Origin of the sequence: Arthrobacter sp. V1I7 (genome assembly GCF_030817015.1) — a bacterium.
In the GTDB taxonomy this organism is placed as follows: domain Bacteria; phylum Actinomycetota; class Actinomycetes; order Actinomycetales; family Micrococcaceae; genus Arthrobacter.
The window spans coordinates 639866-660031 of the sequence record NZ_JAUSYS010000001.1 but is presented as its reverse complement, the minus strand read 5'-3'; the positions used below and the strand labels follow the sequence as shown (position 1 = coordinate 660031).

Annotated in this window: 21 protein-coding genes and 2 pseudogenes; 4 read left to right on the top strand and 19 right to left on the bottom strand. The window is 66.6% G+C overall.

What is annotated here, in order from left to right:
- The first annotated feature begins 14 nt into the window (after nucleotides 1-14).
- Complete coding sequence (locus tag QFZ69_RS03170; RefSeq protein ID WP_306915575.1) at nucleotides 15-431, top strand: PaaI family thioesterase; 417 nt, start codon at nucleotides 15-17, stop codon at nucleotides 429-431.
- 37 nt (nucleotides 432-468) lie between these two features.
- Here QFZ69_RS03170 and QFZ69_RS03165 read toward each other — a convergent pair whose 3' ends face one another.
- Both QFZ69_RS03165 and QFZ69_RS03160 read right to left on the bottom strand, forming a co-directional pair.
- Complete coding sequence (locus tag QFZ69_RS03165; RefSeq protein ID WP_306915574.1) at nucleotides 469-3144, bottom strand: S1 family peptidase; 2676 nt, start codon at nucleotides 3142-3144, stop codon at nucleotides 469-471.
- 12 nt (nucleotides 3145-3156) lie between these two features.
- Nucleotides 3157-3519 (bottom strand): tyrosine-protein phosphatase, encoded by a 363-nt coding sequence (locus QFZ69_RS03160; protein WP_306915573.1) that lies wholly within the window; start codon nucleotides 3517-3519, stop codon nucleotides 3157-3159.
- Nucleotides 3520-3782: 263 nt separating this feature from the next.
- On the opposite strand from QFZ69_RS03160, the gene QFZ69_RS03155 reads away from it, so the two are divergent.
- The gene (locus tag QFZ69_RS03155; protein WP_306915572.1) at nucleotides 3783-4619 is read left to right on the top strand and encodes an SGNH/GDSL hydrolase family protein; all 837 of its coding nucleotides are present in this window, start codon (nucleotides 3783-3785) and stop codon (nucleotides 4617-4619) included.
- Here the strand turns inward: QFZ69_RS03155 and QFZ69_RS03150 are convergent.
- From QFZ69_RS03150 to QFZ69_RS03105, 10 genes and pseudogenes are all read right to left on the bottom strand, one after another.
- Nucleotides 4616-5239 (bottom strand): GNAT family N-acetyltransferase, encoded by a 624-nt coding sequence (locus QFZ69_RS03150; RefSeq protein ID WP_306915571.1) that lies wholly within the window; start codon nucleotides 5237-5239, stop codon nucleotides 4616-4618. The two genes, QFZ69_RS03155 and QFZ69_RS03150, sit on opposite strands and share 4 nt — an antisense overlap.
- A gap of 26 nt (nucleotides 5240-5265) precedes the next feature.
- On the bottom strand, nucleotides 5266-6153 hold the full coding sequence (locus QFZ69_RS03145) for a 3-hydroxyacyl-CoA dehydrogenase family protein (RefSeq protein WP_306915570.1): 888 nt from the start codon (nucleotides 6151-6153) through the stop codon (nucleotides 5266-5268).
- Between the two features lie 2 nt (nucleotides 6154-6155).
- Entirely contained in the window at nucleotides 6156-6995 is an 840-nt protein-coding gene (locus QFZ69_RS03140; protein WP_306915569.1) for an enoyl-CoA hydratase/isomerase family protein, read from the bottom strand.
- A complete protein-coding gene (locus QFZ69_RS03135) occupies nucleotides 6995-8224 on the bottom strand; it encodes an acetyl-CoA C-acyltransferase (protein WP_306915568.1) in 1230 nt (409 codons plus the stop codon). Before QFZ69_RS03135 ends, QFZ69_RS03140 begins: the two co-directional genes overlap by 1 nt.
- 159 nt (nucleotides 8225-8383) lie before the next feature.
- Nucleotides 8384-8557 (bottom strand): annotated as a pseudogene (locus tag QFZ69_RS03130) (pentapeptide repeat-containing protein); the annotation flags it as partial.
- A 73-nt stretch (nucleotides 8558-8630) separates the two neighbouring features.
- Nucleotides 8631-9515 carry a F510_1955 family glycosylhydrolase gene (locus QFZ69_RS03125; RefSeq protein ID WP_306915567.1) on the bottom strand — a complete coding sequence of 295 codons (885 nt, stop codon included), beginning with the start codon at nucleotides 9513-9515 and terminating at the stop codon, nucleotides 8631-8633.
- A gap of 95 nt (nucleotides 9516-9610) precedes the next feature.
- Nucleotides 9611-10240 carry a DUF305 domain-containing protein gene (locus tag QFZ69_RS03120; protein WP_306915566.1) on the bottom strand — a complete coding sequence of 210 codons (630 nt, stop codon included), beginning with the start codon at nucleotides 10238-10240 and terminating at the stop codon, nucleotides 9611-9613.
- 148 nt (nucleotides 10241-10388) lie between these two features.
- Complete coding sequence (locus QFZ69_RS03115) at nucleotides 10389-10874, bottom strand: hypothetical protein (protein ID WP_306915565.1); 486 nt, start codon at nucleotides 10872-10874, stop codon at nucleotides 10389-10391.
- Nucleotides 10875-10956: 82 nt separating this feature from the next.
- Complete coding sequence (locus QFZ69_RS03110; protein ID WP_306915564.1) at nucleotides 10957-13110, bottom strand: copper-translocating P-type ATPase; 2154 nt, start codon at nucleotides 13108-13110, stop codon at nucleotides 10957-10959.
- A 56-nt stretch (nucleotides 13111-13166) separates the two neighbouring features.
- Nucleotides 13167-13409: a cation transporter gene (locus tag QFZ69_RS03105; RefSeq protein WP_306915563.1), complete on the bottom strand. Its 243-nt coding sequence runs from the start codon at nucleotides 13407-13409 to the stop codon at nucleotides 13167-13169.
- A 332-nt stretch (nucleotides 13410-13741) separates the two neighbouring features.
- On the opposite strand from QFZ69_RS03105, the gene QFZ69_RS03100 reads away from it, so the two are divergent.
- Nucleotides 13742-13885, top strand: coding sequence for a hypothetical protein (locus QFZ69_RS03100; RefSeq protein ID WP_306915561.1), 144 nt, complete (start codon nucleotides 13742-13744; stop codon nucleotides 13883-13885).
- 79 nt (nucleotides 13886-13964) lie between these two features.
- Here QFZ69_RS03100 and QFZ69_RS03095 read toward each other — a convergent pair whose 3' ends face one another.
- The 3 genes and pseudogenes from QFZ69_RS03095 to QFZ69_RS03085 all read right to left on the bottom strand — a co-directional run bounded on the left by QFZ69_RS03095 (nucleotide 13965) and on the right by QFZ69_RS03085 (nucleotide 15173).
- On the bottom strand, nucleotides 13965-14336 hold the full coding sequence (locus QFZ69_RS03095) for a hypothetical protein (protein WP_306915560.1): 372 nt from the start codon (nucleotides 14334-14336) through the stop codon (nucleotides 13965-13967).
- A 44-nt stretch (nucleotides 14337-14380) separates the two neighbouring features.
- Nucleotides 14381-14691 (bottom strand): annotated as a pseudogene (locus tag QFZ69_RS23225) (pentapeptide repeat-containing protein); the annotation flags it as partial.
- Nucleotides 14691-15173: an SRPBCC family protein gene (locus tag QFZ69_RS03085; protein ID WP_306915559.1), complete on the bottom strand. Its 483-nt coding sequence runs from the start codon at nucleotides 15171-15173 to the stop codon at nucleotides 14691-14693. The gene QFZ69_RS03085 and the pseudogene QFZ69_RS23225, both read right to left, overlap by 1 nt.
- Nucleotides 15174-15373: 200 nt before the next feature.
- Between QFZ69_RS03085 and QFZ69_RS03080 the strand changes: the two genes are divergently transcribed.
- On the top strand, nucleotides 15374-15550 hold the full coding sequence (locus QFZ69_RS03080) for a CsbD family protein (protein ID WP_306915558.1): 177 nt from the start codon (nucleotides 15374-15376) through the stop codon (nucleotides 15548-15550).
- Between the two features lie 127 nt (nucleotides 15551-15677).
- On the opposite strand, the gene QFZ69_RS03075 is transcribed toward QFZ69_RS03080, so the two are convergent.
- The 4 genes from QFZ69_RS03075 to QFZ69_RS03060 all read right to left on the bottom strand — a co-directional run bounded on the left by QFZ69_RS03075 (nucleotide 15678) and on the right by QFZ69_RS03060 (nucleotide 20141).
- Entirely contained in the window at nucleotides 15678-17138 is a 1461-nt protein-coding gene (locus QFZ69_RS03075) for an amino acid permease (RefSeq protein ID WP_306915557.1), read from the bottom strand.
- 331 nt (nucleotides 17139-17469) lie between these two features.
- Nucleotides 17470-18345, bottom strand: a complete 876-nt coding sequence (locus QFZ69_RS03070) for a metal ABC transporter permease (protein ID WP_306915556.1) — start codon at nucleotides 18343-18345, stop codon at nucleotides 17470-17472.
- A 3-nt stretch (nucleotides 18346-18348) separates the two neighbouring features.
- Entirely contained in the window at nucleotides 18349-19161 is an 813-nt protein-coding gene (locus QFZ69_RS03065) for a metal ABC transporter ATP-binding protein (RefSeq protein ID WP_306915555.1), read from the bottom strand.
- Nucleotides 19158-20141 carry a metal ABC transporter substrate-binding protein gene (locus tag QFZ69_RS03060; RefSeq protein WP_306915554.1) on the bottom strand — a complete coding sequence of 328 codons (984 nt, stop codon included), beginning with the start codon at nucleotides 20139-20141 and terminating at the stop codon, nucleotides 19158-19160. The genes QFZ69_RS03065 and QFZ69_RS03060 overlap by 4 nt, the downstream gene beginning before the upstream one ends.
- Nucleotides 20142-20166 lie beyond the last annotated feature (25 nt).

Genomic DNA, 20166 nt, shown 5'->3' with positions numbered 1-20166 from the left:
GAAGAGGAGAAGCCATGACGCCCGAGCCGCGGAATGCCGAGCTGTGGAAGATCACGCTCGGCGAACTGGACGAGAAGATGGGCGTGAAAATCGTCGAGGAATCGATCGAACGCGTCGTCGCGACCATGCCGGTGGAGGGGAACCGGCAGTCCTTCGGCCTGCTTCACGGCGGCGCCTCGCTGGCCGTCGGCGAGGCGGTGGGTTCCTGGGCCGCTGTCATTCACGCCAGTACGCTCGGGAAGACGGCAGTGGGCGTGGACGTCTCGGCCACCCACCACAAATCCGCCCGCGAGGGATTCATCACGATCACAGCCACCCCCATCCACCTCGGCGGGACTGTGACCACGCACGAAGTCGTAATCACCAACGAGGCCGGCCAGCGGCTGTGCACGCTGCGGATCACCAACCTGTTGCTGGACCGCAAGGACTGAGAGGCTTAGCTTTGCCGCCCCCAGGCTCGCGGCGCGCCTATGCCGACGGCGCCGCCGTCGTCCGCTTGCGCCGGCCCAGCACAAGGAGCGCCGCGCCCAGCAGGAGCGAACCGGCCGCCACAACGGCCGTCGGCAGGATTGAACCGGCGCCGGTATTGGCCAGCTGGCCGGGGGCGCCCCGCGTTCCCGCCGGCAGAACGGCGGCCGGCGCCGGCACGGCACGGGCTCCCGCGGCAGGGTCCACCGGCACAGCGGGCGCCGCCGGGTCCGCCAGGTCCACCGGTTCCGCAGGCGCCGCCGGGTCCACCGTCCCGGCGGGTACGGCAGGCTCCGCCGGTGCATCGATGTTGAACGTGGCGAGCAGCGGGTCCGAAACCACGCCCTCGACCGACTGGCTCGCGGACAGACCATGAGCTCCGGGAGCGAGGCCCGCCGGGAACGGCAGGCTCCAGCGGCCGCCCTTAGCGGTGGTGATTCCGGCCGGTGTCCCGTCGATTGTGACGGTGACCTCGGCGCCGTCGACGCCGGTCCCCGAGATCGCTCCGGGAAGCGAATCCTGTTCGAACTGACCGCCTTCGCGGACCGTGGAGACGGCTGGCGCCGGCGGGGCGAGGGTGAAATTACGGATAGCAAGAGGGCTGTCGGCCTGCTGCGGGGAGGTCTGCGTCGCCGTTACCCTGAGCTGGCCGTAGACCGGCTTGCCGGTCATTGCGATGCTCCAGCGGCCGTCGGGCGAAACCGTGTCCGTGCCGGTGGCGTCGCCGGAAAGCTTGACCGTGAGCCCGGGCGTTCCGGTGCCGTCAATGTGGTCCACACCCTTCAGGGCAGCTCCTTCGGCGGGACCGGTGATGACCGGTGCGGCCAGATCGGAGACCTCGATCGAGAACGAGGCCTTCCCTGACCGGCTGAACCCGTTCACTGTCTCCGCGGAAAACCGGAGGGGTCCGGAGGACGGCGGCGCCGGGAAGGACCAGTTTCCCGAGGGGTCGACCGCGACCTCAACCGGCGTACCAGCCGGGTCGTCGGCGATGATCACGCGGACTTTCGAATTGGCCGCCACGGCAGAGGCCGGAGCCGCCGGAACGCGACCGGTGACGGGTTGCCCCGCCGTCACGGTCTGGTCCGCCGGCGCCACGAGCTCCGGTTTGTTCAGGAAGAGCTGCAGCTGAACGCCGCCAGGAATCCGGGAGAGGGAGTCTTCCAGTGTTGTTGCGATGGCGAAGTTTTCGGTGCCTCCCCCGCCGTCGCCGGCGGAATGGGTCCCCACGGCAAAGTTGCCGCTGATCCAGGGACCGCCCGAGTCGCCGCCGCTGGACTGGACATCCTTGGACAGGAAGCCGCGGAAGGCCCGAAGGTCGGCCGGATCAGCGGTCGTTCCCCCGACGACATAGATTCCCAGTTCCTGCACCGTGCCGCAGGACCAGCCGGTGGTCCGTCCGGAACGGCAGACCTGCTGGCCCTCGAACGGGGCCACCATTCCGACGATCTTGACGGCGGTGAGGCCGGGGTCGGCGGCAGGGTCGACTGCGTTGCCGGCGGCCCACACCGTCGCGGCCGGCTGGACATCGAGGCCCTTCCGGAGTGATTCAATGACCGCGATGTCGGTTCCGACGTTGCCCGGGTTGTTCTCGTCTCCGGTAATCCAGGAGCTCTGGTCACCGCCGAACTGGCTGAAACCGAAGGTGCCGAGTGCAGGGTAGGGCGGAGCCTGGGGTGTCGTCGTTCCGGACGCCGGGGCCGAGCTTCGCGGCTCGACGCTCGCCGTCTTGGCTTCGCCGTCCTGGGTGCAGTGTCCCGCCGTCAGCACCACAGGCTGGCCGGCGGGATTGAAGGCGCCGAATCCGGCAGAGCAGGTGGCATTCGCTTCCGTGACGTAGCCCTGCCCGCCGAAGACCTCCTCCTCGGTGGCAATCGGCGAACCCTTCTCCAGCGCCACGTTGGCGTAGCGGGCCACGAAGTCGGCCGGAGAGACCTTCCCGGGCGCTGTTCGAGTCGGCGCCGCCGGCGGAGCGGCCCCGCCGGCCAGGATGGCTGCGGCAGACCGGCCGGCCTCGGCCGTGTTCTCTCCCCCGGTGCGGATGATGAAGCGGCCGTCCGAGTAGGCGACGGCCTGGAGCCCGGCGGTGCCGACGTCGCGGACGAAGGCCTCGAACAGCTGCTCGGTGCTGGCGGCCACGAGCTCGGCGGCCGAACTGGTCTCCGGCGTTGCGGCCGGCGCCTGCGGCGAATCCGAAGGAGCCGTGAGCGTTGCCGGGGTCGTTGCGGGGAGGGTCGCGGTGGCCGCGAGCACGAAGTCTGCCGGACCGGCCTGGTTCAACTCGTCCACTCGGGACTGCAGTTCGATGCCGGCGCCTTCGACCACGATTCTGCCGCCGTGCAGCCGGACCGCGACGTATCCCGGGAGCTTCTGCAACGACGGCAACGCGTCGGCGGCGCGCCTGGCCTGTTCGCCCGCGGCATTGAATTCGCCGAGCGTCATGCCGAGGTCCCGCAGGACGGCCTGCGCGAGACCGGCATCGCCGGGGACCGGCGTCACCGGCGTCTCCGCCATCGGCACAGCAGAAGACGCCACCGGCGGCGCAGTCGCGGCAGACGCCGTCGTCGCGGGTTCCTGGTCACCATCGGCGAGCGCCGGAACGGCAAAAAACGAGCCAGCGAGGACGAGGGCGGCAGCCGAGACTGCCCGCAGGGCCAGCTGAATCTTCGGAGTCATCACCCGGCTACCTTATCTGCCCAGAAGGACCCGGATGGCTGCAAGCTCCCATTCCGTCACGCCGTTGCGTCGGAGAAACTCCTCCGTCTTCACGTGACGGAGGAACGCGAGCAGGCTTTCGCCGCGTTCCTTGAGCAGGGCCCGCAGCACCTCTTCCGGCAGGTAGCGTTCGTGCGGATGAGGGGTGGCCGACCGCCGGTGATGCTCGTTGATCCCCAGCATTGCGCGCTGATAGCCGCGCACAATCGCTGCCTCGCTGTCTCCGGCGAGCTCCTGGATCATGGCGGCGATCATCCCGCTGCGGTCCCGCCCCGCCGAACAATGGATCACGACGCCGCCGTGCGATGCCGCGACTGCTTTGATTACCCCCGCCAACTTGGCCGCCGGGCCCGGCAGGAATCGTCACTTCGAAAGCTGACCACAAGACCAAAGGCGCCCCACCATGGGGTGAGTCCACGGTCACGAACCTGCAAAAGTAGGGACCATTGACCCGGGGACGGCTGGACCCCCACGGGTAGGGTGACAACGAGCCCGGCAGCCGCCGGGCTCATTTTCAAGCGGAGCCTGCCTGCGGCACTAACGCGGCGTGTCCGGCCCGGTCATTAACCTGCTCTTTACGCGCCACTAAGGGGAACACCATGGGAAGTCTGAAACTCCGACGCCGTCGCACAGCACTGGCTGCCGGCCTCGCCACTCTGGCTATCGGTGCGGGCCTCGCTGCGGCGCCGGCCCACACTGCGCCCGCCCGAAGCGCGATCGCGTACGTTGCGCTCGGCGACTCTTATGCCGCGGGCCAGGGAGCTGAGCACTATACGGATACAACCCCTCCTGCCTGCTTCGTGAGCAAGAAGGGATACCCTGTCCTGGGCGACCGAATTAAAGACGTGGAGCTCGTTGCTAACCTGGCTTGCAGCGGGAAGACGACCAAGGACGTCATCGACTTGCAATTGCCCCGTCTGACGCCGACGGCCAAACTCCTGACGATTACGGCCGGTGGCAACGATCTCAATGTCGGCGCCGTGATGGTCGCGTGCGGGGGCGGTCTCCAATCCCCGGGCTGTGGTCCCGCGCTTCAGGCGGCTCAGGCGAACCTCGCCCTGATCCCGGAACGTGTCGGCACCCTCATCCTGGCCGCCCACGCCATTGCTCCTGAGGCAAAGATTGTTGTGACGGGCTATCCGCACCTGTTCGAACCCAGCATCGACGCCCTACCGGCCACGGCCAACACCTTCGTGGACGCCCTCAACGCGTCGATAGCCGGCGCAGCAGCAGCGACATCGAGGCTAGGAGTCAACACTCAGTATGTGGATGTGGCTCCAGCCTTCGCCGGACACGGTCTCGGCTCAACAGAGCCGTGGATCAACTTAGACCTGAGCGATGGACTGACCCCCGACGACTACCACCCCAACAGCAAAGGATTCCGCTTCGGCTACTTCGCCTCGCTGAAAGCGGCCGGCGTCTACACGGTGCCCTAGGCCCGCTTGGCGAGCCGGAACTCCAGTGCGTTGCGGACCATCGGCCATTCGTGTTCCAGGATGGAGAACACCACGGTGTCCCTCAGGGCGCCGTCGGCGGAGCGGGTGTGGCTGCGCAGCACGCCGTCCTGCTTGGCGCCGAGCCTTGCAATGGCCTCCCGGGACTGGTGGTTGAGCCAGTGTGTCCGGAACTCGACGGCCGGGCAGCCGAGTGTGTCGAAGGCGTGCGCCAGCAGCAGCAGCTTGGAGTCCGGGTTGCTGCCGCTGCCGTGCGCCGAGGCCGCGTTCCAGGTGGAGCCGATCTCCATCCGGGGCGTGTCGGCGTCGATGTTCATGTAGGTGGTCATCCCGATCACCTTGCCCGGGCCGCCCGTGGCGGGATCGATGAGCCGCGTGGTGAAGGGGAGCATGGAGCCTTGCTCCTGGAGGGTCAGGCGGCGGCCGATTTCGGCCGCCATCTGTTCGGGGCCGGGGACGGACGTGTACCAGAGCTTCCACAGCTCGCCGTCCCGGGCGGCCTCGACGAGGCCGTCATGGTGGTCCTGGCTCAGCGGTTCGAGGACGACGTACCGGCCGGCGAGAGTGACCGGTTCAAGTGCGGGTCCGTAGAGGGAAGTCACCGACCCATCCTAGATGCCCGTGATGATCAGTCGGTCCAGTCGAAGAAGCCCTTGCCGGACTTCCGGCCCAGCTCGCCGCGTGCCACTTTGTCGCGCAGGATCTGCGGCGGCGCAAAGCGCTCGCCCAGGGTGGAGGCAAGGTATTCGGCGATACCCAGGCGGACGTCGAGGCCCACGATATCCGTGGTCCGCAACGGGCCGGTGGGGTGTTTGTAGCCAAGCACCATGGCGTTGTCGATGTCCTCGGCCGAGGCCACGCCTTCTTCCACCATGCGCATCGCTTCGAGGGCGATCGCCACGCCCAGCCTCGAGGAGGCAAAGCCCGGTGCGTCGTTGACGACGACGGCGGTCTTGCCGAGCGCCTCGACCCAGCCGCGGGCGGCGCGGGCGAGCTCCTCAGAGGTGTGTTTGCCGAGCACGACCTCGATCAACGTCGACGCCGGCACCGGGTTGAAGAAGTGCAGGCCCAGGAAGTTCTGCGGCCGCTTCAGCTCGCGGGCCAGCCCGTTGACGGACAGCGAGGAGGTGTTGGAGGCGAGGTAAGCGTCGGGGGCGAGTCGCTGCTCGATCCCGCGAAGGGAGGAGACCTTCAGGTTCCAGTCCTCGGGCACCGCCTCGATGACCAGCTGGCGGTCCTTGAAGTCGTCATAGTCCGCCGTCACGGAGAGCCGGGAGACCATCTCGTCGAGGCTGGCGTCCGTGGCGCCTCGCTCGATGCTTTTGGCTGCCGCCGATTCCACCCGCTCGCGGGCGGCCTCGGCGGATTCCTCGTCGCGTTCGACCACCAGGACGTTGGCCCCGTTGATCAGGAAGGCGTGGGCAATGCCGGCGCCCATGCGGCCGCCGCCGAGAACGCCGACGAAGTCGGGGAGGTTATCGGCGGGAAGGTTCGCGGGGAGGGCGGGGCTGCTCATGTCTACTTCTTCCGGTCTGAGGTCGGTAACGGCTGCGTGGCTGGCTTAGTGGCTGAATTCTTAGCTGGATTCTTTTCTGATTTCTTTTCCAGGAAAGACTGCATCCGGTCGAATTTGGCCTGGGACTCAAAGAGGATGCCCTGGGCCAGCTGGTCGATCAGGGGGTGCGACTCGGCCGGGGCGTGGAACACGGACTTGGTGATCCGGACCGCCAGCGGATCCTGCCGGGCGATCCGGTCGGCGAGGGCGTGGGCCGCGTCCATCAGCTTCGGGGCTTCATGGATCTCGGTGATGAGGTTGACGGCGAGGGCGCGCTCGGCCCGCAGGACGACGCCGGCAAGCAGGATTTCCTTGGCCACGGCCTCCCCCACGAGCTCCTTGAGCCGCCAGCTGGCACCGGCCGCGGCCAGAATGCCCAGTCCCGTTTCCGGATTGCCGATCCGCAACTCTGGCGTGCCGACCCGGAAGTCCGCCGCGTAGGCGAGCTCGGCGCCGCCGCCCAGGCAGTAGCCGTCGAGGGCGGCGATGACCGGCAGCGGCAGCCTGGCGATCCGGACGAAGATGGCGGAGTTGATGCCCTGCAGGGCATCGTCGCGGCGGCGTTCGCGGAGCTGGCCGATGTCCGCACCGGAAGCGAAGACGCCGTCGGTGCCGGCGATGATGAGCACCTTGGGGACCTGCTCGAGGTAAGCGCAGACCAGGTGGAGTTCATCGACCATCTGCTGGTCGATGGCGTTGCGGACCTCGGGGCGGTTGAGCAGCACCACCAGCCGGTCCTCGCGCTCCTCGATCTTCAGCGTGCTGAAGTCGTCCGGGTTGAGTCCGGAACCGGTGGCCGCCACTAGACGCGCTCCAGCAGCATCGCGGTACCCTGGCCGACGCCGATGCACATCGTGGCGAGGCCGATCTCGGCGTCCTCGCGTTCCATCCGGCCGAGCAGGGTGATGGCGAGCCGGGACCCGCTGGATCCCAGCGGGTGCCCCAGGGAGATCGCGCCGCCGTCGCGGTTCACGATCTCCGGGTCCAGGCCCAGCCGCCGCATGCTGGCCAGTGACTGGGTGGCGAACGCTTCATTGAGTTCGACGGCGCCGAGGTCACCGGCGCTGAGCCCGGTTCTGGCGAGCACCTTCTGCGTGGCGGGGACGGGGCCGATGCCCATGACCTCCGGTTCGCAGCCGGCGGAGGCGCCGTCGATGATGCGGGCCCGGGGGGTGAAGCCGAAGCGCTTGATCGCGGCGTCGGAGGCGACCACGATCGCGGAAGCGCCGTCGTTGAGGGTGGAGGAGTTTCCGGCGGTGACAACCGAACCGCCGGCGACGACGGGGCGGAGCCCGGCGAGAACGTCCAGGGTGGTCCCGGCGCGGGGGCCCTCGTCGGTATCGACGACGGTCTCGCCCTTGCGGGTCCTGACGGTCACCGGGACGATCTCCCCGGCGAACCGGCCCGCAGCGATCGCGGCGAGGGAACGCTCGTGCGAGCGGACCGCGAACGCATCTGCGTCCTCGCGGGAGATGCCATCCACCCGGGCGACTTCCTCTGCCGTCTCCGGCATGGAGTAGGTCATCTTGCCGTCGCGGGAGAGACCGCCCTTCTGGAACTTAGGGTTGACGAACCGCCAGCCGATTGATGTGTCGAAGATCTGGCCCGGCTTGGCGAAGGCCGCCTGCGGCTTTTCCTGGACCCACGGGGCCCTGCTCATGGATTCGACGCCGCCGGCGATCACGATGTCCGCGGCGCCGGACCTGATCATCTGGCTGGCCATGATGATGGCACTGAGGCCCGAGGCGCACAGCCGGTTCACCGTGATCCCGGGGATGTGCAGGGGCAGTCCGGCCAGGACGGTGGCCATCCTGGCGACATTGCGGTTTTCCTCTCCGGCGCCGTTGGCGTTGCCGAGGATCACCTCCTCGATGCTCTCCGGGTCGACGCCGGCGCGGGCCACAGCCTCGCGGACCACGAGCGCTGCCAGGTCATCGGGACGGACGGCGGAAAGCGCCCCGCCGTAACGGCCGACGGGCGTGCGGGCCCCGCCCACGAGAAATGCCTGTGGTCCTGCAACTGCTGATGCCATGGGTACACCCTTCACGCGATAAACGTCTCTGTCATCGAAAGCCAAGCGGACGGTCAGCGGCGGCGGTCAGTGCCGACCGGGTAGCGCACTAATTTACCGACCGTTCGTTCTATAAAGATTACACGGCGGGGCAAGGTGGTCAACCGGACCGCCGCAGCGTTACGCGACGACGACGCCGAGGTGGCCGGCCAGCAACGGTGCCAGGAGGCCGAGCTGGTAGTCGTCGATCACGAGGCCAGCAAGGCTGCCCGGTCCGCTGATGATGCGGAAGTCCGTGCCGCGGAGGTCGAAATCCTTGAGCTTCGCGCCGGTCACGTCAAGGGTCCCTCCGGTTCAGGACAATCAACGGGGCGGTGGCGGCTAAGAGAAGGATTCCGCCCGTCAGGACCAGGACGGGTCACGCAGGTCAGGAGGCGTCGGACGGGCGGAAGGTGCTGCCGCCGTCCGTGGAGACGACGATCCCGTCAGCGGTGGCTGCCCAGATCCACGGGTTGCCGTCGACGCCCTTGACGCCCGCTACCGCCAGGACCTGGCCGTCGATGTGGCCCTTGCGGGTCCAGGTCGCGCCGGCGTCGACTGAGTAGTGGACCGTTCCGTCGGGTTCGACCCCTGCTGCTTCTGCGGGGTGGGCGAAGGCGGCGAACTGGATGACGGGTCCGGACTTCACCGGCGCCCAGGTGGCGCCGCCGTTGGTGGACCGTTGGATTCCCTCCGGCGTGGTGGCCAGGACGGTGTCGCTGTCGGGGTGGCCGGCCAGCGCTGCGGGGGCGAAGTCGGCGGTCACGGTTTTCCAGGTCTTGCCGTCCGGGCTGGTGCGCAGTGTTCCGTCGAACGCGGCGATGCCGGACTTGGTGGTGGTCAGGGCGTGGAAGTCTGATTCGCCCTGCCGGGAGAGCTGTTCCCAGGTCTTGCCGCCGTCGACGGATTTGACCAGGCCGAGCGGGTTGGGAAGATCCGAGCCTTCTCCGGGGTGGCCGGAGGCGTAGAAGACGCCGGCGTCTTTCCCGGCGGTGAAGCCCATCAGGTCATTGGTGCCGCCGATTTTGCTGGCAGGCTGCTTCGTCACGTCGAACAGTCCGTCGTGGGTGGCCAGGAGTACCTGGCTGGTGTCGCCGCTGACGGTCAGCCCGTGGATGTGGGCGCTGGGCAGGCCGCTGCCGGTCTGCTGTGTGGACGATGCGCCGGCAGGCGGTTCGGCCGCCGGTGTGCAGGCAGCCAGGGCAAGGACGAGGGCGGCGCCGCCGGCCATCAGGGCTGCGGACCGGGAGATGGTTTTGGGTGAGATGGTCATGGGGAGCTCCGGAAGATCGATGGAAAAGATGGAAAGCAGGCACCGGCACCGGCAGCGCGCCACGGGGCGACGGCCGGTGCCGGACGTTGTGCCGCTTAGAGGGTGGAGAGCAGTTTCTGCATTTCCTGGATTTCGGCTTCCTGCGCGCTCACGATGTCCTTGCTGAGTTTGACCGCGTCGGTGTTCTTGCCGGCGGCGTTCTCGGTTTTGGCCATCGTGATCGCCCCTTCGTGGTGGGCGATCATCTGCTGCAGGAAGAGCCGGGCTGCTTCGGTGCCCTGGGCGGCGTCGAGCTTCTTCATGTCCTCATCACCCATCATGCCGCCCATGCTGTGGCTGCTGTGGCCGGAGGGCATCTGTGTGGGTTCGTTCCAGCCCTGGAGCCAGCCGGTCATCATTTCGATTTCCGGTCCCTGGTCTGCCTTGATCTTGGTGGCCAAGGCCGTCACCTCGGCAGGAATGTCCTGCTTCTTCAGCATCATGTCGCTCATCTGAACTGCCTGGGCGTGGTGCGGGATCATCATTTGGGCGAACGTGACATCCGCGGCGTTGTGTTCCGTGGCCGATGCGGGGGCGCTGGTGGAGGGTGCGCTGGCGGAGGAACTGCCGTGGTCCATCGGCATCGACGTGCCGGATGATCCGGTGCCGGATCCGGAGGCGCAGCCGGCCAGGGCCAGGGCTGCGGCGACGGCGGTGGCGGAAAGGGGCAGAAGCTTCTTGTTCATGGAAATCAGGTCCTTCAAAACATCAGTGGGCGCGCGTGGCGCTGTGGAGTGGTGTGCATCAGCGGATGCGGGCTTGATGGCCCCGGTAAAGGGCTCAATAAGGGAGGTGCGCGCCGGAGATCGTTGTTCCGGAGCGGGGGTGCCTGGTTTACGTCCTGCTGATGGACAGCTCACCCGGCGAAGGACTGCCGGGAAGATACGAATAGGAACGGAGCACGGCTCCTGGGGCCCCGGCGTTGGAGATGACACTGAAGACCACTGTGCCTGGCAACGGCGCGGACAGCGATCCGGTTTTCGCCGACGGGGTGCAGGACACCGCCATGGAGTTCATGCCCGTGCAGTTATCGGAGCATGAGCACTGCTCCATGGAGACACTGGCCGCTTCGTGCCCGCCCGACGAGTGGGCCGAGGAAGTGTCGACTGGTCCGTGGGCTGTGTGTCCATGGGCCGTTGTGGATTCCGCATGGACTTTTGCAGTCCCGACCGCGGCGGTGAGGGCGGCAGGGGAGTGCATGCTGTGGCTGCCCGTCATGACGTGCATGCCCAGGATTCCGGCGAGGACGGCCAGGAGGCCGGCCAGCAGGCCCGCGCGGTGGAGGATCGCCGACGCGGCGTTCGGGTGGGATGCTCTCATGACGATCCTCCTTCCGTTCGGGCTGTTTTCTAGGCTACCGGCTGTGGCCGCCGGTGTTCCCGGCGGTTCAGCGCCTTCTGGGTCAACGAACCTCGGCTGGGTTCAGTTTCACCCGGCGCAGCAGCTGCGCGTTCAGGGCAACCACGATTGTCGAGGCGGACATCAGGACCGCTCCGGCGGCTGGGGAGAGCACGACGCCGGCGAAGGCAAGGACTCCGGCGGCCAGCGGGACAGAAATGATGTTGTAGCCGGTGGCCCAGACCAGGTTCTGCCACATCTTCCGGTAACTCGCCCGGGACAGGTCCACCATCGACAGCACCGCCCGGGGGTCGTTGCCGGCCAAGACCACCCCGGCTGATTCCACGGCCACGTCGGTGCCGGCGCCGATGGCGATGCCGACCTCGGCCCTGGCCAGGGCCGGGGAGTCGTTGACGCCGTCCCCGACCATCGCCACCTTCAGGCCGCGGGCCTGCAGCTCGGCGACCTTCTTGTCCTTGTCCGCGGGCAAGACCTCGGCGAAGACTTCGTCGATGTTCAGCTCGGCTGCGACCGCCTGTGCGACCTGATGGGCATCGCCGGTGATCATCGCGACCTTGATACCCCTGTTCTGCAAGGCAGCCACGGCCTGCCGTGACTCGTCGCGGATAGCGTCTTCCAGGCTGACGGCTCCCAAAATCCGGTTGTCCTCGACGATGTGGAGCACGGCCGCCCCACGGTCCATCCAGGCCCGGGTGGACGCTGCCAGGGTTTCGGGCTCGGCGATTCCGAGTTCTCGCAGGAGCGCGGGCCCGCCCACCTGGGCGGTCCTGCCGTCCACGCTGGCGCGGACACCCCGGCCCGTCATTGATGTGAAGCCCACGGCCTGCGGAATCGCCAGGTCCTGTTGGCGGGCGGCGCGGACGATGGCGCGCGCGACGGGGTGTTCGCTGTCGGATTCGACGGCGGCGGCGAGAGCGAGCAGTTCCTCGCGGCTGACGCCGTCAACGCCGGCCGCGTCCTTGAGTTCCGGTTCGCCCTTGGTCAGCGTTCCGGTCTTGTCAAACAGGACGACGTCGATGGTCCGCATGCGCTCCAGGGCCATCCGGTTCTTGATCAGCACCCCGGCCCGGGCCGCCTGCTCGGTGGAAATGGCGATGACCAGCGGGATGGCCAGGCCCAGGGCGTGCGGGCAGGCGATGACCAGCACCGTCACGGTGCGGGTGACTGCGTCGGGGACGCTGCCCAGCAACGTCCACGCGATGAAGGTGATGACACCGGCAGCCGTGGCGAAGTAGAACAGGAACGCTGCAGCCCGGTCGGCCAGAGCCTGGGCCTTGGAGGAGGACGCCTGAGCTTCTGCGACGAGGCGCTGGATCCCGGCCAGGGCGGTGTCGTCTCCGACGGCGGTGACCCGGACCCTGACCGTATTGTCCGTGGCCACCGTTCCCGCAACGACAGGGTCGCCGGCTGAGCGGGGCACGGTCTTGGACTCACCGGTGATCATCGATTCATCGAACTCGGCCTGGCCGTCGATCACGGTGCCGTCTGCCGGCATCCGGGCTCCGGAACGGACCAGGACGGTATCGCCGGCCCTGAGTTCGGAGACGCTGACGGTTTCGGTGCCGGTGTCGGTGATGCGTTCGGCCTCGTCGGGCAGCAGCGCTGCCAGTGCGTCCAGGGCGCCCTGGGCTGAGCCGAGGGCGCGCATTTCGATCCAGTGGCCCAGCAGCATGATGGCAACCAGCAGGGCCAGTTCCCACCAGAAGTCCAGGTCGAAACCGCCGATGCCGAGGCTGGTGGCCCACGAGGCGACGAAGGCGACGGTGATGGCCATGCCGATCAGCAGCATCATGCCCGGTTGCCGGGATTTGATCTCGTGCAGGCCGCCCTTGAGGAACGGCTGGCCGCCGTAGAGGAAGATCACGGTGCCCAGGACGGGCGGGATCCAGGTCGAACCGGGGAAGTCGGGTGGCATGTAGCCGAGCAGGTGCCCGAACATCGGGCTGAAGTACACCACCGGCACCGACAGGACGAGGGTCAGCCAGAACCTGTCCTTGAACATTGCGGTGCTGTGCCCGGCGTGCTGGCCGTGGCTGTGCACTACGTGATCATCATCAGGGCCATGGGCTTCGTGGTGGTTGTGGTGGTCCAGGGCGGGCGCCAGTGCCGTTTTGCCAGCCGAAGGCCGAGACGCAGTGTCATCGTTCGGGCCGGCAGGATCGGGGTGGTGGCCGTGGTGGTTTGTGTGGTCTTCCATGTTTCCTTCTCGAGAGCAGGCCGGCCTGCGGACGATCGGTCCGGAGGCGGGCGGACCTAATTAGGCCGTGACCGGGCTGTAACCGGCGGTGATGACAGCTTCACGGACCGCCGAATCAGCAGCAGGCCCGGAAACGACCAGGCGCGATTGGCCGCCCGGACGAGTTCGACGGAGACGGCATCCACACCGTCCACGGCGGCGACTGCTTTTTCAACGGTTACCACGCAGTGTCCGCAGGTGAGCCCTTCAACGGCGTACTCGGCGCCAACCGTTTCGGTCTTTGAGTCTTCAGGGGCCATGGTTGAGCAGCAACTGCAACCCGATCCGGAGGACGTCAGCGGCAATTCCTTCCGGGATTCTGTTTCACACATGTCAGTTCCATTCCTTGAAGAAGGTGCGATGGGCGCTGGGGTTGAACGGCTGTGATGGCGGTGCTTCACACCGCCGGGACATACCACTTCACTGACAACGTCATTAATATACCCCCAGGGGGTATACGTTGGGAAGGGCGGCCGCCAAATAAATAAGCGCCTGCGCGGCCGGGGAAACTTTGTTGCCCAGCGCGAAAGACTTCGGCCCACCTCGAGCGCGGACCATCCTTGAGTGCAACCGGAAACACAAGGAGATTCCAATGAACCAACCAGGGGACCCAAACATCCAGGCAGCAGTCCGGACTGCGGGCCTGCTCGCAGCCCTCACCCATATCGGCAATGTCTGCTTCCACGGGATCGCCACCAACATCACTGGCCCATCCCCGAAGATCGACGGAAACTGATCAGGGTTAATCCGGAAAGCGCGCACCGCGGTCTCCGCGATCAACTGGCCAGACGAAGTCCGGCCCGCAGCACAAAGATTCACCGCAGCAGCCGGTGAGCTGGCCGATGCGCTCGACCAGCGCCACCACCGACCCAGCAAAAGAACTTCACGTGGCGTATCACGCTCTCAGCGACGCGGGTTGAAATCACCTCGCCAGGGCCGCCGGCGTCCCGCAGTAAGAGCCGTGCGAAGGCGGCTTCGCTGGGGAACCTGTCGATGTTTTCTCCTGCGGTGATGACCAGTTGGGCTGCGCTGACCGGTCCGACTTGGGGCAGTGCCAGGACCGTGGGCGCGACGGCATACAAAAGCCGGTTCAGGTGTTTGTCAGCATCGTTGATCTGCTCGGTGAGGTCGTATATTCGTCGGCCTAGTTCCCGTAGGGCGTACTTGGCCGGCTTGCTCTGGCTCATAGATCCGTTCCTGAAGGCGTTGATGAGCCGAAGCCGGCCGCCCAGTCAAAGTCGCGCAGGCCGCTCCGGGCCGCGGTGAAAACCGGGGCGTAAAGCTCGGACAGGATGCAGTCCCGGAAGGTGGCACCGGGCAGCTGGGCCTCGTTGAAGGAGGCGCCGGCGAACCCGCACTCGGCGAAGTCCGTGCCGCACAGTTCCAGCCCGCCGGCGATTGCGCGACTGTACCGGACGCCGTCGTACCGCTCTCCCGCTGGAAATCCGGCGTTGGGTCCTCCCGCAGTTCGTCAAGGCGGACGGGCACCAGCCGCGGCGCCGTGACCTTGGCGGTCCTGGCGGCCCGGAAAACTGCCGCCATCAGAGTGACTCGGCCTTGACCGCGATTTCCGCCAGGTCCTTGGCGAGGGCCTTGCGGGTGATCCGCAGGCCGATGGGCCCGAAAACGGCCATCAAAACCTTGCTGAGCCGCGTCGGCTTGAGTACTTCGGCACCGAACGTCAGGGTAACGTCCGTCCCGCCGTCGCGCTCGGCCAGCGCGATGCGGGTGGTGTAGTCGGCCCCGCCCTGCAACGCCTTAACGGTGGTGCTGGCGGTCGTTCCGCCGCCGCGCCGAGAGGGAGGCTGGCTTTGGGCGACCCACATTTCCACGGTTTCCGCGCGCCCCATCATGGTCCGGGTTTCCTTCCAGCGGGTCCCCTCCGCGTAGGGTCCCTCGGTGAGCATCTGGATGGAGTCAATGCCGGACAGCGTTGCGGCTGATCCGGGGATGTCCGAAATGACCGCCCAGACCTTGTCCGCCGGGGCATTGATGTGCTGGGTAAGACTGGTTTTGTGGTCCATGGCTTCGAGCCTAGCCCGATGCGGAGGAAAAATTCACCCTTTCCCAAGGCCCCGCCGGCCTGCCGGCGGCTGCCGCGCACCCCCGGTACCGGGCAGGGCTGCCGGCGGATCTCCGGAGAGACCCTTGAATTAGTAAGCATGCTTTGTGTTAGGGTGGAACCTCGTTGAATTTCAACCGGAAACGAAAGGTGGCCTACAGCATGGGTATCGGAGACAAGATTCAGAACCAGGCGGAGCACCTCGGCGGCAAGGCCAAGGAAGCTGCGGGTGAGGCCACGGATAACGACCAGCTGCGGGCCGAGGGCCAGAAGGACCAGGTTGTTGCCGACGCGAAGAAGGTCGGCGAGAACGCCAAGGACGCCTTCAAGAAGGATTGATCGTTGCAGAACGGCGGCGCCGGACTTTCCTTTGGGGGAAGGCCGGCGCCGCTTTTGCGCCGCTTCCGTAGCGGCGGAAGGCGGGCACCCCCGGAGGAGTGCCCGCCTTTCGCCTGACCAGGGCCAGCTAGTTGAAGAGCTCGCTCTTGGGTTCGTTGTTCTTGACCTTCTGCCAGCCAAGCCACAGCACGAGCGCGAAGAACGGGATCGTCGCCAGGGTCCACAGGCCGAGGTGGAACACCTCGCCGGTCTTGCTGGTCATGGTGTCGAAGCCGATCAGCACGGCGATGGCCAGGAGCGCGATCAGGCCCACCCAACTGGTCCAGGGTCCGCCGGGCGCGGGCAGGGATGAAACCTTGCCCTTGGTCTTCCGCAACGCGATCTGGCTGGCGAAGATGGCACCCCACGTGAAGATCACGCCGATCGACGCGGAGTTCAGCGCGAGGTCGAAGGCGTGCGAGCCGCCGAGCCAGATGTTGAGCAGGATGCCTACGAAGTAGACGCCGCCGATGGCCAGGATGGCGGCGTACGGCACATGGCTCTTGGACATCCTGGTCAGCCACGTCGGAGCATGTCCATTGTTGGCCATGGTGCGGAAGATCCGGCCGATCGAGTACAGGCCCGAGTTGCAGGAGGACAGCGCAGCGGTGATGACGATCATGTTCATGACGTCGCCCATCCAGCCGAGGCCCATCTGGCCGAACACGGTGACGAACGGCGAGGTGCCGGCCACGTACTGGTCCGAGGGCAGCAGCATGGCCAGGAGGGTCACGGAACCGACGTAGAACACCACGATGCGGAAGACGACGGCGCGGATGGCTTTGGGCACTTCCTTGGCCGGGTCCTGCATTTCGCCGGCGGTAATGCCGACGAGCTCAATTCCGTTATAGGCGAAGATCACGGCGTTCAGGACCAGGATCATGACCAGCGCACCCTTGGGGAACATCCCGCCTTCGGCTGCGAAGAGGTTGTTGACCGAGGCGTTGCCGTCGCCCACCTGGGCGTTGGTGACCACCATGAAGGTGCCCACGGCCAGGAAGATCACGATGGCGCCGACCTTGAGGCAGGACGCCCAGAATTCGAATTCACCGAACGCCTTGACGCTCAGGAGGTTTACGCCCACGAGCAGCAGCAGTGCTGCGATGGCGGTCAGTTCGACCGGCACGTTGGGGAAGAAGAACTGGAAGTACAGTCCGATCGCGATGAGCTCGGCGATGCCAGTCATGGCCCAGTTGATGAAGTACATCCAGCCGGACACATATGCGCCCTTCTTGCCGAACATTTCGCCGGCATAACTGACGAACGAGCCCGATGTCTGGCGGTACATGATGAGCTCGCCCAGGGCGCGCATCAGCAGGTAGGCGATGACGCCGGCAATAGCGTAGGAGAAGATCAGCGCGGGACCGGTGGAGGCCAGACGTCCGCCGGCACCCATGAAGAGGCCGACGCCGATGGCGCCGCCCATGGCAATCATGGTGACCTGGCGGCCGCTCAGGGACTTTTTGTAGCCCTCGGCGCTGAGGGTCGAGTCGACGACGGCGGATTGCGCCGGCGCGCTCTTAAGTTCTGTGGGGGTAAGTGATGGCACAGGTGTTCCTTGTAGGTCGGAGTATGGCCGGGACTGGACCGGGAGCCGGGTACACAAAATTCGGTGGATCATCCGCGAGGGACAAGAACGTGTACCGAACCTGACAAAGGGTCGAAGCTTCGCGCGGCATATCCATCGTACAAGCTCCCCCGGCCTGACGTGACGCGGACAACACCAATCGGGACCCAAGACTAATTAACGAAGGCGTTCGTGCAGTTGGGCAGAATAATGTTCTGCTCAACGCGGCCGGGTGCGCCCTGGCCGGGCAGCGGTTCGCCTACCGCTCTGAAAGGCCGTGTCCGGTCCGGTAAGGTTCAGGTCCGGAAGCGGCTCAAGCTCTGAGCGCGACGGCCTTCCTGCGCCGGGCCTTCGCCAGCCGGGTACCGATCAGCCCCTGCCGGGGGCTGAACAGATAGACGACGGCGAACGCGGCCCCCTGGGTCAGCACCACCATCGCCCCGGACGCGGTGTCCAGGTAGTAACTGAGGTAGATGCCGGCGACGGAGCACAACGCGGAAATGACCGGAGCGATCACCAGCATTCGGGAGAAACGGTCCGTCAGCAGGTAGGCCGTAGCGCCGGGGATGATCAGCATGGCAACGACCAGCACCACACCCACGGTCTGCAGGGCCACCACCGAGGTCAGCGCCAGAAGACCCAGCAGCAGCGCTCCGAGCCGCTTGGGGGACAGGCCGATCGCATGCGCATGCGTGGGGTCGAAAGCGTACAGCGTGAGATCGCGGCGCTTGAGAATCAGAATGGCAAAGGCGACCACCCCCAGCACGAGCACCTGGATAAGGTCCGGGACGCTGACGCCCAGAAGGTTGCCGAAGATGATGTGGTTGAGGTCTGTCTGGCTGGGTGTGACGGAGATGAGCACCAGGCCCAGGGCGAACAGCGACGTGAACACGATCCCGATCGCCGCGTCCTCCTTCACCCGGCTGGTGTTGCGGACTACCCCGATCAGGGTCACGGCAAGCAGCGCGAACACCAGCGCCCCCAGGGCGAAGGGGGCGCCCACGATGTAGGCCAGCACCACCCCCGGCAGCACGGCGTGGGAGACTGCGTCACCCATCAGCGACCAGCCAATCAGCACCAGCCAGCAGCTCAGCACGGCGCACACGATGGCCGCGAGCGCCGTGGTGGTGATGGCGCGGACCATGAAGTCATAGCCCAGCGGTTCCAGCAGGATGCCGAAGAGGTCCATGGCTCAGCTCCTGCCTGGTTGTTTCGAGAAGTCGAGGTTCGAAAGGTTTGGAAGGTCGCGGTTCGGAAGGTCGCGGTTCGGAAGGTCGCGGTTGAGGACGTCGAGGCCGAAGGCCATGGCCAGATGCTCCGGCTGCAGGACCACTTCGGGCGGGCCGTGCATCAGGACCTTGCGCATCAGGAGCACGGCCTCGTCGCAGAGCTGCGGAAGGGCGTGCAGGTCATGGGTTGAGATGAGGATGGTGCAGCCGTCCGCGGCCAACTCCTTCAGCAGGCGGGTGACGGTTGCCTCGGAGCGCTTGTCGACGCCGGCGAACGGCTCGTCCAGGAGCATCATCGTGGCTCCCTGGGCGATTCCCCGGGCCACGAAGGCACGTTTCTTCTGACCGCCGGAAAGCTGGCCGATCTGCCGGTTTGCGAATTCCGACAGTTCCACCCGGTCCAGGGCCAGGTCAACGGCGTCGCGGTCGGCGTGGGAAGGACGCCGGGTGAAGCCCTGGTGCCCGTAGCGGCCCATCATCACGACGTCGCGGACGGACAGCGGAAACTGCCAGTCCACATCTTCGCTTTGCGGGACGTAGCCGATCCCGCCTTCCCTGCGCGCCCTGGATGGCGGTGCGCCGTTGATCAGCACCCTGCCGGCGTCGGGCTTGATCATCCCCATGATCGCCTTGAACAGCGTGGATTTACCCGAGCCGTTCATGCCCACCAAGCCGCAGATCCGCCCGGCTTCCAGGGACAGCGACGCGGCGTCGAGCGCCAGGACCTCGCCGTAATGGACGGTGACGTTTTCCACCAGAATGGCCGGATGGCTCATGATGCCGCTCCCGTCAGCCCTTCGGTGATGACTTTCGAGTCGTGCCGGATGAGATCCAGGTACGTGGGGACGGGCCCGTCCGCCTCGGAGAGCGAATCCACGTAGAGCACCCCGCCGAACGCCGACCCCGTGGCACCCACTACCTGGCGCATCGGGGCGTCGGAGACCGTGGACTCGCAGAAAACGGCCGGGACCTTGTTGGCCTTCACGAATTCGATGGCCCTGGCGATCTGCTGCGGGGTGGCCTGCTGTTCGGCGTTGACGGCCCAGATGTAGACCTCCCGGAGGCCGGCATCGCGCGCCAGGTAGGAGAAGGCACCCTCGCACGTCACCAGCGCCCGCTGCGCCTCGGGGACGGTCGCGAGCTTCTGGACCATTTCGTCCTTCACGGACTGCAGCTTGGCCTTGTAGGCCGCGCCGTTCGCCTCGAAGACTGCCGCGTTGTCCGGGTCCAGCTTCGAGAACGCCTTCACCATGTTGTCCACGTAGAGCTGGACGTTGACCGGCGACATCCACGCGTGCGGGTTCGGCTTGCCCTGATAGGAATCTTCGCTGATGGACAGCACATCCACGCCTTCGCTCACCACGGCGTGCGGAACGTCCAGGCCCTCGACGAACTGGGAAAACCACGCCTCAAGGTTCAGGCCGTTGTCCAGGATCAGGTCCGCCTTGGACGCCTTGCGGATGTCCCCGGGGGTGGGCTCGTAGCCGTGGATTTCAGCCCCGGCCTTAGTGATGGATTCGACCTGGAGCTTGTCCCCCGCCACGTTCTGCGCCACGTCAGCCAGCACCGTGAACGTGGTCAGCACCACGGGCTTCCCGCCCGCGGATCCCTGCCCCGCAGAACCCTGCCCTGGGGCAGCACCCCCGCACGCGGCCAGGGACAGGCAGAGAAGAACGGCGACGACCGCGGCTCCGGCGGCGCGGATGTTACGGGTTCGGCGGACTACTTTGGCGCACCGAAACATAAATTTAGGCATACCGAATATTCTACTTGGTCCCGTC

Excerpts from the sequence above, each read along its gene's own strand:
- QFZ69_RS03145 (WP_306915570.1), bottom strand. The coding sequence starts at position 6,153 with ATGAGCAGCCCCGCCCTCCCCGCGAACCTTCCCGCCGATAACCTCCCC.
- QFZ69_RS03135 (WP_306915568.1), bottom strand. The coding sequence starts at position 8,224 with ATGGCATCAGCAGTTGCAGGACCACAGGCATTTCTCGTGGGCGGGGCC.
- QFZ69_RS03065 (WP_306915555.1), bottom strand. The coding sequence starts at position 19,161 with ATGAGCCATCCGGCCATTCTGGTGGAAAACGTCACCGTCCATTACGGC.
- QFZ69_RS03085 (WP_306915559.1), bottom strand. The coding sequence starts at position 15,173 with ATGGACCACAAAACCAGTCTTACCCAGCACATCAATGCCCCGGCGGAC.
- QFZ69_RS03170 (WP_306915575.1), top strand. The coding sequence starts at position 15 with ATGACGCCCGAGCCGCGGAATGCCGAGCTGTGGAAGATCACGCTCGGC.
- QFZ69_RS03100 (WP_306915561.1), top strand. The coding sequence starts at position 13,742 with ATGAACCAACCAGGGGACCCAAACATCCAGGCAGCAGTCCGGACTGCG.
- QFZ69_RS03110 (WP_306915564.1), bottom strand. The coding sequence starts at position 13,110 with ATGGAAGACCACACAAACCACCACGGCCACCACCCCGATCCTGCCGGC.
- QFZ69_RS03115 (WP_306915565.1), bottom strand. The coding sequence starts at position 10,874 with ATGAGAGCATCCCACCCGAACGCCGCGTCGGCGATCCTCCACCGCGCG.
- QFZ69_RS03080 (WP_306915558.1), top strand. The coding sequence starts at position 15,374 with ATGGGTATCGGAGACAAGATTCAGAACCAGGCGGAGCACCTCGGCGGC.
- QFZ69_RS03120 (WP_306915566.1), bottom strand. The coding sequence starts at position 10,240 with ATGAACAAGAAGCTTCTGCCCCTTTCCGCCACCGCCGTCGCCGCAGCC.
- QFZ69_RS03060 (WP_306915554.1), bottom strand. The coding sequence starts at position 20,141 with ATGCCTAAATTTATGTTTCGGTGCGCCAAAGTAGTCCGCCGAACCCGT.
- QFZ69_RS03125 (WP_306915567.1), bottom strand. The coding sequence starts at position 9,515 with ATGACCATCTCACCCAAAACCATCTCCCGGTCCGCAGCCCTGATGGCC.
- QFZ69_RS03155 (WP_306915572.1), top strand. The coding sequence starts at position 3,783 with ATGGGAAGTCTGAAACTCCGACGCCGTCGCACAGCACTGGCTGCCGGC.
- QFZ69_RS03165 (WP_306915574.1), bottom strand. The coding sequence starts at position 3,144 with ATGACTCCGAAGATTCAGCTGGCCCTGCGGGCAGTCTCGGCTGCCGCC.
- QFZ69_RS03105 (WP_306915563.1), bottom strand. The coding sequence starts at position 13,409 with ATGGCCCCTGAAGACTCAAAGACCGAAACGGTTGGCGCCGAGTACGCC.
- QFZ69_RS03095 (WP_306915560.1), bottom strand. The coding sequence starts at position 14,336 with ATGAGCCAGAGCAAGCCGGCCAAGTACGCCCTACGGGAACTAGGCCGA.
- QFZ69_RS03070 (WP_306915556.1), bottom strand. The coding sequence starts at position 18,345 with ATGGACCTCTTCGGCATCCTGCTGGAACCGCTGGGCTATGACTTCATG.